At 47.7% G+C, this 15,797-nt stretch carries 15 protein-coding genes; 11 read left to right on the top strand and 4 right to left on the bottom strand.

The window, feature by feature from the left end; genetic code table 11:
• Positions 1-63: 63 nt before the first annotated feature.
• On the bottom strand, positions 64-540 hold the full coding sequence (locus DC345_RS11430; RefSeq protein ID WP_113053186.1) for a DUF4385 domain-containing protein: 477 nt from the start codon (positions 538-540) through the stop codon (positions 64-66).
• A 116-nt stretch (positions 541-656) separates the two neighbouring features.
• Here DC345_RS11430 and DC345_RS11425 point away from each other — a divergent pair, with 116 nt between their 5' ends.
• From DC345_RS11425 to DC345_RS11420, 3 genes are all read left to right on the top strand, one after another.
• Positions 657-1,124: a YfbM family protein gene (locus DC345_RS11425; protein WP_113053185.1), complete on the top strand. Its 468-nt coding sequence runs from the start codon at positions 657-659 to the stop codon at positions 1,122-1,124.
• 113 nt (positions 1,125-1,237) lie between these two features.
• The gene (locus DC345_RS32145; protein WP_258530623.1) at positions 1,238-1,369 is read left to right on the top strand and encodes a hypothetical protein; all 132 of its coding nucleotides are present in this window, start codon (positions 1,238-1,240) and stop codon (positions 1,367-1,369) included.
• 212 nt (positions 1,370-1,581) lie between these two features.
• Entirely contained in the window at positions 1,582-3,087 is a 1,506-nt protein-coding gene (locus DC345_RS11420) for a copper amine oxidase N-terminal domain-containing protein (protein ID WP_258530622.1), read from the top strand.
• A gap of 84 nt (positions 3,088-3,171) precedes the next feature.
• Here DC345_RS11420 and DC345_RS11415 read toward each other — a convergent pair whose 3' ends face one another.
• From DC345_RS11415 to pdxR, 3 genes are read right to left on the bottom strand one after another with little or no spacing between them, the layout of a single operon-like run.
• Complete coding sequence (locus tag DC345_RS11415) at positions 3,172-3,630, bottom strand: GNAT family N-acetyltransferase (RefSeq protein WP_258530621.1); 459 nt, start codon at positions 3,628-3,630, stop codon at positions 3,172-3,174.
• Positions 3,627-4,547 carry a D-alanine--D-alanine ligase gene (locus tag DC345_RS11410; protein ID WP_113053184.1) on the bottom strand — a complete coding sequence of 307 codons (921 nt, stop codon included), beginning with the start codon at positions 4,545-4,547 and terminating at the stop codon, positions 3,627-3,629. Before DC345_RS11410 ends, DC345_RS11415 begins: the two co-directional genes overlap by 4 nt.
• Before the next feature lie 11 nt (positions 4,548-4,558).
• Entirely contained in the window at positions 4,559-6,010 is a 1,452-nt protein-coding gene (gene pdxR, locus DC345_RS11405) for a MocR-like pyridoxine biosynthesis transcription factor PdxR (protein ID WP_113053183.1), read from the bottom strand.
• Between the two features lie 672 nt (positions 6,011-6,682).
• Between pdxR and DC345_RS11400 the strand changes: the two genes are divergently transcribed.
• The 8 genes from DC345_RS11400 to DC345_RS11365 all read left to right on the top strand — a co-directional run bounded on the left by DC345_RS11400 (position 6,683) and on the right by DC345_RS11365 (position 15,750).
• Positions 6,683-7,039, top strand: coding sequence for a nucleotide excision repair endonuclease (locus DC345_RS11400; RefSeq protein WP_090902968.1), 357 nt, complete (start codon positions 6,683-6,685; stop codon positions 7,037-7,039).
• 280 nt (positions 7,040-7,319) lie between these two features.
• A complete protein-coding gene (locus DC345_RS11395) occupies positions 7,320-8,069 on the top strand; it encodes a Bax inhibitor-1/YccA family protein (protein WP_064641623.1) in 750 nt (249 codons plus the stop codon).
• Between the two features lie 271 nt (positions 8,070-8,340).
• Positions 8,341-9,558, top strand: coding sequence for an AraC family transcriptional regulator (locus tag DC345_RS11390; RefSeq protein ID WP_113053182.1), 1,218 nt, complete (start codon positions 8,341-8,343; stop codon positions 9,556-9,558).
• Positions 9,559-9,607: 49 nt separating this feature from the next.
• On the top strand, positions 9,608-10,654 hold the full coding sequence (locus tag DC345_RS11385; protein WP_113053181.1) for an ABC transporter substrate-binding protein: 1,047 nt from the start codon (positions 9,608-9,610) through the stop codon (positions 10,652-10,654).
• A 306-nt stretch (positions 10,655-10,960) separates the two neighbouring features.
• Positions 10,961-11,821: an alpha/beta hydrolase gene (locus DC345_RS11380; protein ID WP_113053180.1), complete on the top strand. Its 861-nt coding sequence runs from the start codon at positions 10,961-10,963 to the stop codon at positions 11,819-11,821.
• Between the two features lie 168 nt (positions 11,822-11,989).
• Positions 11,990-12,775: a 2,3-dihydro-2,3-dihydroxybenzoate dehydrogenase gene (locus DC345_RS11375; RefSeq protein ID WP_113053179.1), complete on the top strand. Its 786-nt coding sequence runs from the start codon at positions 11,990-11,992 to the stop codon at positions 12,773-12,775.
• Positions 12,776-12,798: 23 nt separating this feature from the next.
• Positions 12,799-14,133, top strand: coding sequence for an isochorismate synthase DhbC (gene dhbC / locus DC345_RS11370; protein WP_113053178.1), 1,335 nt, complete (start codon positions 12,799-12,801; stop codon positions 14,131-14,133).
• Between the two features lie 3 nt (positions 14,134-14,136).
• Positions 14,137-15,750, top strand: coding sequence for a (2,3-dihydroxybenzoyl)adenylate synthase (locus DC345_RS11365; protein ID WP_113053358.1), 1,614 nt, complete (start codon positions 14,137-14,139; stop codon positions 15,748-15,750).
• The last annotated feature ends 47 nt before the right edge of the window (positions 15,751-15,797 follow it).

The raw sequence follows: 15,797 nt of genomic DNA, 5'->3' as shown, positions 1-15,797 counted from the left end.
TCGTGTATGAAGCTTGATGTATTGCATTATATCAAAATGAACATCTGCATGAATCATGTATTTTCACCCATGCTCCTGCGTATTCTCCGACTCGTACTTTTCCCGGTGCTCCTGCTTCATTTTCACATAATCCCGGTCCGTTTTGGCAATCTCCCATTGTGCTTTGAAAATGGCTGCCGATTCAGCCTTCACCTTATCATTCTGATAAGGCAGGATGGAGCCGTCCGCCTTCGAATATTTGCGTCCGCCTTTATGATTCGTATACCGTCGGGCCCGCGTATAACCCATTTGCAAAAACTTGCGTGCCATATCCATACCGACAAAGTCATCCTTTTTCTTATACTCCAAAAATAGTTCGTAGATCTTCTGCGAGGATTCTTTCGCAATTTCAGGTGTTTTGAACCGCCAGTGCGGTAGAATCTCGCTTTTGTAGGGCTCCACCATTAATACCCCTTGTTCCCCCCGGCCAATGGTATACAGTTCAGGCTGCTTGCGCAGATCAAGCTCCTCGTAATTGAGGTTGTAATCAAACTTTTTCATGGATTCCGCTCCTCCTTGAAGATTATTGTTCCTTTCCACCTCTTTACCCCGATTCTTGTACAACATGCACGGTTAATGGGAAGGAAGAGAAGTATATACATAGGAGGGATAAGGGTATGGGCATGTCCGGCAGATATCTTGTTGTCACCAATGAATTGGTTGAATCCATTAAGTCAGGTGAAGTCAGTGTACATGATTGCTCGGTCGAGCTGGATATCGATAAAATGTGGCAGATGCTACAGTTTACGTTGACTGGTGAAGTGGTAGAGGGGCAGCCTCCTCTGGGATATGTGGTCCCTTTGGCAGGTGAACAATATCTGGGCAACTATTCAGACATGGATCTGTTCCTGCTGAACAATGAACAGGTGCTTGAGGCGTACATGGCGTTAGAACAACTGACACCTGAAGAATTGAAGAAACGGTTTAGCCTGGAACAAATGGTAGCTGAGGGCGTGTATCCTGTCATGGATGATTGGGACGCAGAGGAGACATTCCAGGAGATCGTTCAGGCACTGAATGATGTTCAGGCTTTATTTCAGGCAACGGCTGCAAGCGGGAACGGGATTGTCTTTTATATTTTCTAAATTTTAAATTGAAATTTCGCACCTACGTTTGTTTAGTTCTTCATAATTCCGGTTATTGATAGAAACAAGGCACAGACTGTGCCTGAAATCCGGTAGAAGAGAGGGAATACGATATGACACAGGACCAGAATGAAGAGAACAAAGCCATTCAAGACGACGAGCCGGATCAATTTGAAACCCCTGCACGTACCGATGGTAAAGAATCGGATGAGGATACAGAGGCAGAGGATAGAGAAAAAGAATAAACTTAACTGTTTATGATTTGAATAGGCGTAGTGTTATAGCAGCCAATTACATCAAATATTTAAATATACGTCGTACCCGAGGTCGGACATTTGTTCGGCCTTTTTTTGGTATTTATTTATGGATCTGGTTTACAACAATTACCTATAACCCTCATAATAGGAGTGAACCACATTTTTCCTAAGGAGGAGATCGTATCAAAAATCACAAGCTAGTGAAGTGGATTGCCGTACCACTCGTTTTGATGATGGTTGCGCTTACGGGATGTCAAGCCGTAGGTGGCGTAGATATTGGCAAAGCCGTTGTCAACAGTACAACCGTCAAGTCCGGTGAATCCAAACAGTCCATGCATATAAAAATTGAACCGACAGCAAACCTCGTCGATGAGGATGCTCTTCAAATGATTGAACTCATTAATTCCATTTCATTGGATATTGAAGATGCCAAAGTGAAGGACTCCAGCACGGCGTCTGTCAAAGGGACACTAAGTATGCAAGGAAAGAAATTGCCTTTCCATCTGTCGATGGATAAATCGGAAATGGTCATTGATGTAGACGGAGCGCAAAAGCCTCTATACATATCTTTGGAGGATGACACGCTTCCTATGCTAGATACGAAGGCGTTGGAGAAGCAGATTGAGGAGCTTTCCCCGAAATTGCTGACCTTTGCGCTGAAGCATTTGTCCAACCCGAAAAATATTTCCGTAACCCCAGTACAGGAATCGGTTAACGGTGATTCGCTGAGTCTCTCCAAGCTGCATGTGGAGATCAGTGGAGAAGAGCTTCTTGCCATGGTTAAACCGTTTCTGACAAGTGTTGCTCAGGACGAGCAAGGACTCAAGGATCTGATTGGAGATCTGTATGATGTGTTCTACCCTATCCTCGTTACAATCAACACAGTTGATAATGGCGACGGCAGTGCCCTTCCGTCTACGATTAGCGAATCACGGGATGCCGAAGTTGCTTCATTGTACGAAACGATTAAGGGCGGTCTTGACGAGATTCTTGCCAATTACGACAAGGAACTAGCCAGCTTGTTGACCGAAACACCTGAACTGAAGACGGTATTCGGAACAGATACCAATCTCAAATTGGACTTTTATCTGGACAGCGCGCTGAATATCCGTAAACAGATTTATGATTTCAAAGTAGCGTTGCCTGCTTCTGAAGATCTGCCGATCAAATCGGTATCCGTATACGGTGACAGTGAACTGTGGAATATTGGTGGACCAGTAACTGTGGATGCCGTGGACAAAACGGACGGTGCAATTGATCTGATGCAGGGAGATATCACGCCAGGTCAGATGTTGCGCAATTTTGATTCCAATTCACTTGTGTATCAGCTGTTGAAGGATGAAGCAGGAATCACCCGTAAATATGTCATGTTGTATCCGGACGACGAATCCTATGGTGCAATCACTGTTAAAAATACAACATTTGTTCCTCTTCGTTATCTGTCCGAGGAATTGGATGCTGAAGTGAAATGGACCAAAGGGTCGGATAAAATCGTCGTTATTGACGATATCACTGGCGATGAGATTATCCTGACTGTAGGTTCCAAGAAGGCAACCGTTGCAGGCAAGGAAGTAACGATGGTTGAACCCGCCTATGTAGGCAAAAACGGCAAAACCTATGTCCCGCTGCGCTTTATGGCAGAGTCTCTTGGGGCATCTGTAGATAAGGAAAAAGAAACAGGCTGGATTTTCATTGACCGGCCATAAGTAAGATTTGTATATTATAAAGAACGCCCGTTTCCGACCTTTGTGTTGGAAATGGGCGTTTTTTTGATGTTACGTTGTAAACAGTCAGCTATGCTGCAAAGCCTGAGGCTTTTTGCTAAATCCGGTACTTCCCGCGGTAAAGCCCATCTGTTGGTAGAATTCATGCGCAGCTTCACGATCCGGGCGATTGCCGCTGTTTAGAGATAAGGAATCCACGCCATGAGTGGCTGCCCACTGCTCTGCTTCCAGAATAAGCTGACGACCGATGCCGGAGCTTCTGAACTGATCATGCACGATGAGAGCCATGATGCGGCAGTGTCTTCCGTTTTTTTCATATAGGTAAGATGTCTGTAGACCAATCAATCCAACGACACGGCCACGGACTTCGGCAACCAACGTTGCAAAGTTTGAATCCGCAGCGATGTGCGAATAACGCTCCTTCATCTCGGCATACGTGGTTGGATAACCGAGTTGATCCATAAGAATGACCATATCCTGCAGATCTTCAGGGGTACTGTTACGAATCGATACATTCAGACTCATGATCGCGTTGCCTCCTTTTGACGTTCTTTTAACGAGAGATCAATAATGGAATCCAGCAAACTGGCAAAGGAAATACCAGCAGCGGCTGCACTTTTGGGCAGCAGGCTATTTCGGGTAAGACCTGGCAACGTGTTCACCTCAAGCACATAGGGCATGCCATCTCGAATCATCATGTCCACGCGAGCATATACACTGCATTTCAACACCCGGTAACAGGTTAATGCCGCCGCTTCTACACGTTTATGCAAATCGGCAGGCAATTGGACGACCTGCTCCTCAGCGCCGCCGTCATTATATTTGGAGGTGTAATCGAAAAAATCGGCATTTGAACGAATCGAGATAACAGGAAGCATCTGACCATCCAGAACGGCGCAGGTAATCTCTTCGCCCTCAATATATTGCTCGATCATGACGACTTCGTCCCAAACGAGAGCCGCTTCTACAGCCGCATGAAGAGCCGAGGGTTCCTGCACCACTTGTGTACCGATGCTGGAACCACCTGAATTGGGCTTTACCACAACGGGATATGTTAACTGCTGCACAGCGGTTGATGACAATTCATTCAGACTGCTTACCTGAAGCCACTCGCCAGTAGGTACACCCGCATGCTGTATGAGCCGTTTGGACATATCTTTGTCCATGCATACACTGCTCGCGAGTACACCACAGCCTGTATAAGGAACGCCCAGCGACTCTAACGTACCTTGAATCGTGCCATCCTCGCCGTATTTGCCGTGCAGAGCGAGCAGTGCCACATCCAATCCTGCGGCTTTCTCGATGAGATCACGCTTGCTGTTGATTTCCACCGGAATAACCTCATACTTCTGTCCATCCAGATGGTTGATCATCTCCTGTCCGGTGAGCAGGGAAACATCCCGCTCCGAAGATGTGCCACCCATAATAACGCCAACTTTCATGTGAATCCTCCTCATCTCATTTGAGCAACCGTCTCGCCAATGATGCGAATGCCTTTGCGAATGTTCTCATCGCTGACCCGGGAGAAGCCCAAACGCATCGTGTTTTGTCCCTGACCCGGTTCAAGATAAAAGGTATCCCCGGGCATGAAGGTAACGCCTTTTACCTTGCAAGCCGCCAGCAGCTCCCTCGTGCGGTATTCTGATGGAAATTGTACGAACAGGTGAAGGCCGCCTTCACCGGAAACCCGACACATCGGCAGATACTGCCGCAAGCAGCGAACGACCAGCTCATATTTTCGCTTGTACTCCGTGCGGGCACGCTTCAAATATTTCTCGAAATTGCCGTTGCTCAGATATTGATAAAGCAGTGACTGATCCAGCGTCGAGGTATGAATGCTGCGCGCCCGTTTCATGCTTTCCAGATAATCAATCAGCGCCGCATCCGCAATGACCCAGCCTACGCGCAGTCCCGGAAACAATACCTTGGAGAAGCTACCCAGATATACGAGTCCGTTCCCTTTGCCCACACTGGCAATCAGAGGGGAGACATGGGAACCGGAATACCGCAATTCCTCGTTAAAGCCGTCTTCAATAATCGGCACATGGTACTGGTTCATCAACCGAATGATCTCTGTCCGTTTGGCAGGTGATGTGACGATCCCGGTTGGATTGTGGTAAGAGGGTACGAGATAGGCCAGATCATACGGGTTTGCTTCAAGTTCCCGTTCCAGCTGCCGCAGATTCAGACCATCTGATTCCATATCCACACCGGTGAGATGGAATTGATGAAGCCTCAGATTTTTAACAGCGGTATGGTGTGTCGGGTTTTCGCACAGGGCCCTACCGCTTTTTTTGCGAAGTGCACCCAGTACCAGATCAAAACCTTCCGTAAATCCGTTGGTAATCAGAATATCCTTGCCGGTCAGGTCAACACCTTTATTTTCCATATATTGCAGCAGATACTTCATAAGAGGCCTGTAGCCTTGCGCATATCCGTAATTCAACAGCACTTCACCTTCAAGCGACATCCGGTCGAGAAAGGCTCTTTTTACATTGTGCATGTCGAACAGCTTCTCATCGGGCGCAATGCTGGTAAATGAAATCTCACCGCGCTCCGATCCTGAGCCATGCTTCATCAGATCATATTGCTCCGCCTGAATTGCGTAGTCACTGACACGTTCGTTCCAGTCCAGCTGCCACCCGGACGTTGCCTCAGGTGCATCAATGGTTGAACTAACGTAATTGCCTTTTCCTTTGACCGCGTAGATCAGGCCTTCTTCCTCCAATTCAGCATAGGCCAGCAGAATCGTGCTGCGGCTTACTTTCATGAGTGTACTGAGTTCGCGGGTAGAAGGAAGCTTTTGTTTGGCTTGCAGGCCGCCTTTGAGCATCAATCGCTTCATATAATCTTTGACTTGTATATATACAGGGCGGTCCTCCGTCAATTGCAGATCGGAATACATCCCATCACTCCCTTATTTGCTATCTTGCCATATTATAACCCCCGCAGAAAGAACCACGATACCTCTGTTTCCCTGCGGGAGTGGTTAGTTGTTTGGGCAAAACGTAAAAAAGCCCTGGCATCATGCCGGGCTGGGGTGAAACGTGATCCATCTTTTATAGTGCTGCTGCTATAACTTTCTAGGTTGGCGTTGCATGACTAGTCTCTCTAGGATCGATAGCTGTCTGTCCTTCTACGTGTGTCTATTTACTCTCGTACGGCTATAATTGCAGGCTTTCTAGGTCAATCCAATTCTATACTAGCTTCGTAAATCTAGGATCTTTCTACGTTTGCTTGCTGCAAGGGTCGATTAGATGATGAATCTTAAAGCTATAAGGCTAAGTTCTTGCTAACTGTACTCTTGTCGTGCGCGCGTAACAGAATTCAGTATGAAAAAGATGATCAATCATAGGGTACAATAGACGGAAGTAGATATAAAGACATATGTCTTAGTGCCCAAATTCTTCCTCATACCCCTATAGTACCACTTTGAATCAGGGAAGTTAACCTTTTTTTTGAAATATTTGTCGTAATAGTTGAAAAAAGCTTGAATCTTGCTTCTTATTAATGAAATGGTTTCCCTTTATAATATATGATAGGATGTAAACCTATAGATAATGAGGAAGTGAACCTATTGATTAATATTACTGTGCCAACACCAGATGTCATTATCACGAAGCAGGCTGATCCACAGCTTAGCCACATTTATGGATTCACCGATTTCCACCTGATTACGCGGGAAAAGGGCGGTATCTTTATGTTTTACAATGCCGATGATGAGTTGTTATTTGTCGGGAAAGCACGAAAATTAAGACCGCGCATCAAGAAGCATTTTGAAGATACCGTATCACCAATGAAGTCACACCGCGAGGAAGTAACCACCATTGAAGTGTGCGTTATTGAAGATCCGGTGGATCGCGAAATTTACGAGACCTATATCATCAACACGATGCGTGCGAAATACAATGTAGATAAAGTGTTGTACAAATAAGTATCTCGAATGTGCCCCAAGAGCGATAAGAATGGGAATCAAATGATGGAATGTACTGAATAAAGTGTAAAGTATTTTTCGCAAAGTTTTGGGACATATAGCCTATGCCTTGCGTCAACAGACAAGGGTGTGATCTGCGGATTGCATCCCACGTCTGCTTGGAAGCATTAGAATTTTTATTTTTCAATATGCAATTTAATATGTAGTTCGTAGAAATGGCAATGTAGAACGTAGAGATGGTAATACAGGATTAACCAAATACATAGAAGAGGTGATTGCTTTGATCGGACGTAGCGGTAACCCTACACTCAAAGATAGTACGTTTGAAGACTCCAGAGGTTATGGAGATGACCGGTATCAGACCAGAATGACGATCAACGGTACGGTAAACAAGGCGTTTATTACGCTGGTAATCCTGCTGGGCAGTGCATTTGCATCCTGGATGATGTTTTTCAATGGGCAGGAAGTGCTTCCTCTTGCATATGGAGGGGCAATCGTCGGTTTTATCCTCGCATTGATTATTTCATTTAAACCTGTTGCAGCGCCTTACCTTGTGCCGATCTATGCCGTGGCTGAAGGGATGTTCCTCGGTGCCCTCTCGGCTACATATGAATACTTGTACAACGGCATTACGCTGCAAGCTGCTTTGCTGACCATGGCCGTCTTTATTGCTCTGCTGATGGCATACAAGACAAGACTGATTAAAGCTACGGAGAATTTCAAGCTGGGGGTTGTCGCAGCAACCGGAGGCATCATGATTATGTATCTCCTCAGTTTTGTTCTTGGTTTGTTCGGGATTACCGTTCCCTATCTGCATGATAACAGCCTGATCGGAATCGGGATTTCTGTCGTCATCGTTATTGTGGCCGCACTGAATCTGGTACTTGATTTCGACTTTATTGAAAGTGGTGCCGACAACGGTGCTCCGAAATATATGGAGTGGTACGGTGCATTTGGATTAATGGTTACGCTGGTATGGCTGTATATTGAAATTATTCGTTTGCTTGGGAAGCTGCGGAGCCGGGATTAATTCAATTCAAAATTCTTCAAACCTAATCATATATTATCTCTTCAAAAGCTAACTCGTGCTCAAAACACGCAGTTAGCTTTTTTGCCTTTTACGGGATAGTCATAACATCGAACTGTGTACATTCTTCCATATATGGATTGACTGAATGGAAAAGAATGTGATATTTTAATTGATAATGATTATCATTTTCGTTAGTCTAATATAGTACCGGCTGTAATGCCCTGTACATTTTCATATCAAACCGATCAAGCAGATCGAAAGGAGTGGCCTTATGTTACTGGAAAATGATTCGCAGACCTCTGCGCACTTGCCCGTTACCGGCCGCAGTCCCAAGACGGATCTTGCCAAGGTAAAAGTATATATGGACGAGCACTATGACGAACCATTGTCTATTGCCGATCTCGCCCACAAAGCCAATATCAGTGCGAAATATTTCGTGGATCTGTTCAAGAAAACCTACGGACAGAGTGCAATGGAATATCTGACCGATCTTCGCATTAATCGTGCGAAACGATACCTGAAAGAAACAGGGTACAAACTCCGTGAAATCGCACTGAGAGTAGGCTATAGCGATGAGTATTATTTTAGCCGCAAATTTAAAAAGGAAGTAGGCGTATCTCCTTCGGATTATGCCAAAAATGCGAGGAAACGAATCGCCACCTGCTCCTCCAGTATCATTGGACAGCTGCTGGCGCTTAATGTCATGCCTGTCGCTGCGCCGATTGATCCCAAATGGACCGCTTATTATTATAACGTGCACCGAACAGAGATTCAGTCTCATTTGAGACTGACCGACCCTTATACCAGCTTGAGATTTGAAGCCAACGTGGAGCGGTTGGTTCATATTCGGCCGGACGCTATTGTGGGTACCGACCAGATCGGTGAACAGGATCAGGCCAAGCTGGCTGAGATTGCACCATGTTGTTTTGTACAGAAGTATCACTTGGATTGGCGTGCGCAGTTACGCATGATTGCTGCTTTTCTGGAACGGGAGGAACAGGCAGAGCAGTGGATTAGCGTATACAGTCAGCGAGTCGAGAAGGCACGGGATTCCGTAAAGCAGAAAGTGGGCCAAGAGAAGGTCATCGTTGTCCGAGTGTATGGTCAGCACCTGTATCTGTATCGAAATCCCGGCATTGAAGAAGTCTTGTACAATAATGGATTACAGCTGGAGACGTTCCCTGATGTTCAGGCCAACACACAGTTAACCTTGGAACAACTGGCTGCGCTAAATCCAGATCGGATTCTTGTTATGGTATGTCCTGAAGCTGCATCACGTGCCTACTGGCTCAGTCTGCAACACTCGCCAGTATGGCGTCAGCTTAAGGCAGTAAGGCAGTACCAGATTCATCTAATTACAGGTGATCCCTGGTTTGACTACTCTGCCGTAGGTGTGATGCGCATGCTGGATGAAGCGCTGCTGATTTTCACGGGATATTGTCCAAATGTATATCTGGATAACGTCCATGGTGATTCCCAGGCTACATGACATATAATCCATCTATCTAAATGAGAATGTTTATCAAGGGGGATATGTCATGTTTCAACAGAAAAAAGGTAACGGACACCGTTCCGTTCGTCCATTTCGTAGTGCCGGTTTCTCGGCCTTGCTCGTACTGGTATTGATTACGGGTCTGCTATCAGCCTGTGGCTCAAAATCAGAAAATGAGGGAGAAGCACAGAAAGAGCAACCAACAACGGAGGCTTCGACTACGACCTCATCAGGGACTGCTGTATCCGAAGAGAACACGGAAGAAACCAAAGGTGAACGAACTGTCAAAGACGATCTGGGACATGATGTTATCGTTCCTGAGCATACAGAGCGTGTTTTTGCACCTTATCTGGAAGACTCTCTGCTGACACTAGGCGTTAAACCGGTAGCTCAGTGGGCGAGTGGTACGCAAGGCCATGTTTACCTTCAGGATCAGTTAAGCGGAGTGCCAACACTGGATTTCTCCAGTGGATTGCCTTCTCCTGAAGCACTGATGTCGTACAATCCGGATTTCATTATTCTACACACGGCCCAATATGCCGAGAACGGTGTATATGAGAGTTATTCGAAAATTGCACCAACCTACGTATTTACGAATGCTTCGGGTGATGTCGAGAAGTCTTTGCAGGTAATTGGTGATCTGCTGGGCAAAACGGCCGAGGCCGAAAAAGCCATTGAAACGTATCATGCCAAGGTAGATGATGCCAAGGCCAAGCTCGCCAAAGTGACCGAGGGCAAGAAAGCAGCGATTATTCGTTTTGCACCTCGTGGGATCAGTATGATGGGTGGTAACTACTTTAGCGGTTACGTGGTATATCAGCAATTGGGACTTGGCAAGCCAACACTGGTGCAAACGGAGAACAGCGCAACGGTCTCGACCGAGGTGTTGCCTGAGATTGACGCCGACTTTATTTTCACGGTGGAACAGGGTCCAGGGAGCATGAAGGAAATGACGGATACGAAAGTATGGAATAGCATGCCAGCCGTTAAAGCTGGACATGTATACGCAGTGGAGCCAGCTCCGTGGCTGGGCGGCGGATTGATTGCTTACGGTCATGTCATTGACGACACGCTGAAGGCGTTAACGCAATAATAGAGACAATCTATTGATGTATTGATCACAATATGAGAAATGTAGCTCCCTACGGAGTGCCAGAAACAACTGGAAAAATTCCAGCGTTTCAGGTATTTCGTGAGGGAGTTTTTTTATTTTTAGGGGTAACCAGGCTAGTTACAGAAATGTGGAAATATGGAGATAATCAAAATCATTTCTGGATATCGTCCATGGGACAGCAGGATGGACTCTCTTATAATTGGTAATGAGAATCAATCTCATACAAATATGTGTAGTTCAGTATTCAACTTATATACGCAGAACAACGAGGAGGAACCATCCGTAATGACGTTTCAGCCCTATCAACCCGCATCTGGCACCCTTGAACATATCGCACGCAGTACCGTACAGATTCCACGTGCCGAACAATGGACCATGAAATCACAGAGCGGCAATCATGCCTATCAGATCATGGTATTCCAACCGGCAGAAGCGCCACCGCCATCAGGATATCCGGTGATCTACCTGCTGGATGCCAACTCGGTGTTTGGCACCATGGTGGAGGCCGTTCGTGTACAGGGCCGCAGACCGGAGAAGACCGGAGCACTTCCGGCCATTGTTGTTGGCATCGGGTATCCAACGGCGGGCCCTTTTTCACCGCACCGTTACTATGACTTTACCCCGCAAGCGACAACAGAATATACACAGAATTCGGATGGAACGCCTTTACCGAAGCAGGGTGGAGCCGATGAATTCTTGCAGTTTATTGAAGAAGAGCTGAAGCCGGATATGGAACAGCAGTTCCGGATTGACCGGAGCAGACAGGCTATTTTTGGTCATTCCCTTGGTGGATTGTTCGTTTTGCATACGTTGTTCAAGAAACCGGAAGCTTTCCGCTATTACATTGCCGGCAGTCCTTCCCTTCACTGGAATCAGAACGTCATGCAGGCGGAGGAACAGGAATTTGTCGCACGGCTGGAGCAGCATCCGGTGAACGTCAAGGTGTGGATTGGCATGGGTGAACAGGAGAAGACACATCCTGCGCGTAACAATGATAAGGCTTCGAGTCTTACAGAACGATTATCTGCGCTGAATCTGCCGGGTCTGGACATTCAATATACCGAGTTTGAAGAAGAAAATCATGTATCCGTATTGCCGTTTCTGATTAGTCGTACGATTCGTTTTGCCTGCAGCCCGGAGTCGTAAGAGGAAAGTGACGAACAGTATTTCATAATCAGAGGTGTCGGTATGGGAGATTGGGCGAAAGGCAAGTGGACAGAAATGTTACGGATTTACGGATGATCCAATCGGGTTCAGCAGGTCAACATATCTCTCCGACAGGAGAGGGAGCTGTAATGCAAGGGAGGAACAGGAGTGAGTTACACAGGAGTTAATGGAAAAGTAGCCATAGTCACCGGTGCTGCGCAAGGCATCGGTGAAGCCGTGGCAAGATTGCTTGCCGAACAGGGCGCTATTGTTGCAGCTTTCGACGTACGTGAGGATCAGTTGAATCAACTGGTCACAGATCTGCATAGTCAGGGTCATCAGGCAACAGCCTGTCCTATGGATATATCTAACCGTCAATCCGTTGAAGATGCAATCCAGCGTATTGAGAAGACATTAGGTCCGATTGGCATTCTGGTGAATGCAGCGGGAGTACTATACACAGGGGCTGTGAGTGAGCTCCGTGATGAAGAATGGACAAGAACTTTTGATGTGAATACACATGGTGTATTTTACATGTCACGTGCTGTGGTGCGATACATGGCCGAACGTCAATCGGGGGCGATTGTTACTGTCGGTTCAAATGCTTCTGGCGTGCCCCGGATGCACATGTCTGCCTACGTAGCCTCCAAAGCAGCTTCAACCATGTTCACCAAATGTTTGGCGCTTGAATATGCCTCAGACCATATCCGCTGTAACATTGTATCTCCAGGTTCGACGGATACCGATATGCAGCGTGCATTGTGGGCGGATGAGCAGGGAGCAGAGGCCGTCATCGCCGGTTCCCCACAAGCATATCGACTGGGCATTCCACTGAACAGGCTGGCGTTGCCATCGGATATCGCGGATAGTGTGCTTTTTTTGGTATCGGATCAGGCTAGACATATTACGATGCATAAATTGTGTGTGGACGGAGGCGCCACGCTAGGTGCCTGAATCAAGATAAGGAGATGATAATCATGTCAAAAGCGGGTACGGTTGCTGCAACTTCCGCCTTACACCTTCTGGAACAATATCGGGAGGGGACGTCCTTTTTCTGGTCTTCACCGCAACATACCTTGCTGGCGCAAGGGGAACGAATTCGATGGTCTGCCATGGAGGTATCGGAAGGGAGTACAACTGATTCCATGGGCGCGGTTAATGTTACCGAACAAAAGCGGAATGAAGAAACGCAGCTGTTCATTAACCGGATGGAGCAGTTGATGGAAGAGGGGAGACGCTCGGGCCAGACGAAGCCGATTGTGGTCGGCGCCATTCCGTTCGATCCGATACATTCTTCTGCGGAGCTGTTTGTGCCAGAGAAGATCCAATGGGCTGAACCCTTATCCCCGGACTCCAGAGCATCGGTGGAAAAACGCCCAGCCGCAGTAGGTTGTGAGGTGCGTGAAGAACCTGCCGGAGCCATATTTCAGCAAAGCGTAAACAACGTTTTGTTGGATCTGAATCAAGGCGATCTCCACAAAGTTGTGTTATCCCGTACACTTCATGTGACTTCACAGGCGTTAGTGAACACACATCAGTTACTCCGTAATTTGTTCAGGGATAACACACACGGATATACATTTGCTGTTCCGATGACCAATCTCTCTCTAGCAAAAGGTTATATAACAACGGATAAACGCGCCAGTGTTGAGGAGGGAAATGAAACCCATCGGACTTATATCGGAGCGAGTCCCGAATTACTGGTTACCCGGAAAGGGTCCAAAGTAAGAGCCAATCCACTTGCTGGATCTGCTGCCCGGAGTGAAGATCCGGCTGAGGATCGTCGCCGTGCAGAAGCGCTACTGGCTTCCGCCAAAGATCGGCATGAACATGCAGTAGTCATTGAGGCTGTGGCGGAAGCACTGCGTCCGCTGTGCAAGCAGTTATCCGTTCCTGCAGAACCTTCCTTGATCCAGACACGGACCATGTGGCACTTATCTACAGAAATCCACGGGGAGCTTGCTGATGTAAACACATCATCACTGGAACTTGCCTTTGCTCTGCATCCTACACCAGCAATCTGTGGAACGCCTGTACAGGCCGCTCGGGAAGCCATTCGGGAACAGGAACCGTTTGAACGGGGGTTATTCACCGGCATGGTGGGCTGGTGTGACAGCGAAGGTGACGGCGAGTGGGCCGTAACGATCCGATGTGCTGAAGTGGAAGGAAAAACGCTTAAACTGTTCGCTGGCGCGGGTATTGTGGCAGGTTCTACAGCAGAAGCGGAGCTGGCAGAGACTTCAGCCAAATTCGGAACCATGCTGCTCGCCATGGGTTTGGATTCATCTGTGTCCAGTATGAAGGAGGAATGAATGATGCTGTCAGGATTTCAGGCCTGGCCTGAGGAAGTTGCCGAACGTTATCGTCAGGAAGGCTGCTGGGAAGGAATTACGTTTGGAGAAATGCTCCGCCAGCGAGCTGACCTATATGGCAATCGGGTAGCCGTTATCAGTGGCGAACAACAATTAACCTATGCGGAGCTGAACGAACGGGTGGATCGTCTGGCTGCAGGTTTATATGCCAAGGGAATACGGCAGTATGATCGGGTTATTATCCAGCTGCCCAATATTACGGCATTTATCGAGGTGTGTTTTGCCTTATTCAGCATCGGTGCACTTCCTGTATATGCACTACCCTTGCACCGGAAGAGTGAGATTACGTATTTCGCCCGCTTCTCTGAGGCCATAGCATACGTGATACCGGATCAGGATGGCGGGTTTGATTACCGGACGCTGGCCGAAGAGGTTCAGGCAGAGATTCCGGAACTTCGACATGTATTTGTGGCAGGAGACGCGGGGCGATTCACGGCTCTGGAAGATGTCTATGCAGACCCGATCACACTGCCGCATGAGCCGGTTTCTTCCGATGTTGCTTTTCTACAGCTGTCTGGTGGGAGTACCGGGCTGTCCAAAATGATTCCCCGCACCCATGATGACTACATCTACAGTTTGCGAAGAAGTGTGGAGGTCTGCGGGCTCACACCCGAGAGTGTTTATCTCGCTGTGCTGCCTGTAGCACATAACTATCCGATGAGCTCACCTGGCTTCCTGGGCACGCTTTACGCAGGTGGAACCATTGTGCTGTCACGCGGGTCCAGTCCGGATGAAGCTTTCCCGCTCATTAAGCGTCATCTGGTGACCATAACATCTCTTGTACCGCCTCTTGCGCTCATATGGTTGAATGCGGCGGCTACCCGGGGGGTTAAACTTCCTTCACTTGAGGTGCTTCAGGTTGGCGGAGCCAAATTCAGCGCCGAGGTGGCTGCACGTGTCCAACCGGTTCTGGGCTGCACGTTGCAGCAAGTGTTCGGCATGGCGGAGGGGCTGGTGAACTATACCCGTCTGGATGATCCGCTAGATGTCATTGTTAACACTCAGGGCAAGCCGATGTCTCCGTATGATGAAGTACGAATTGTGGATGACGAGGATATGGATGTGGGACAGGGACAATCGGGGCATTTACTGACGCGAGGGCCTTATACGATTCGTGGTTATTACAAGGCAGAAGAGCATAATACCAGATCGTTTACCACCGACGGATTCTATCGTACCGGAGATATTGCCAGTCTTACGGCTGATGGATATCTCGTTGTGGAAGGACGGGCGAAGGATCAAATCAACCGTGGCGGCGATAAAGTGGCAGCCGAGGAAGTGGAAAACCATCTGCTGGCGCATCCTGCCGTACATGATGCGGCGTTGGTATCTATGCCCGATGAATATCTGGGCGAGCGCTCCTGTGCATTTATCGTGCCGAGCGGTGAAGCTCCGTCAGCTGCCGAAGTGAAAACTTTTCTGCGTAATCGGGGTCTGGCCAGCTATAAAATACCGGATCGGATTGAGTTTGTGCAGTCTTTTCCCAAAACTCAAGTCGGCAAAGTAAGCAAAAAAGCGTTGCGCGAGATGATTACGGCTAAACAGCCCATATCCTGATTGTTATTTCTGATAGATAGCACCACAGCGCAGTGATGAACATGGTT

Origin of the sequence: Paenibacillus taichungensis (genome assembly GCF_003287275.1) — a bacterium.
Taxonomy (GTDB): domain Bacteria; phylum Bacillota; class Bacilli; order Paenibacillales; family Paenibacillaceae; genus Paenibacillus; species Paenibacillus taichungensis_A.
The sequence above is the reverse complement of the archived record's forward strand: the minus strand, read 5'-3'. Positions and strand labels throughout refer to the sequence as shown.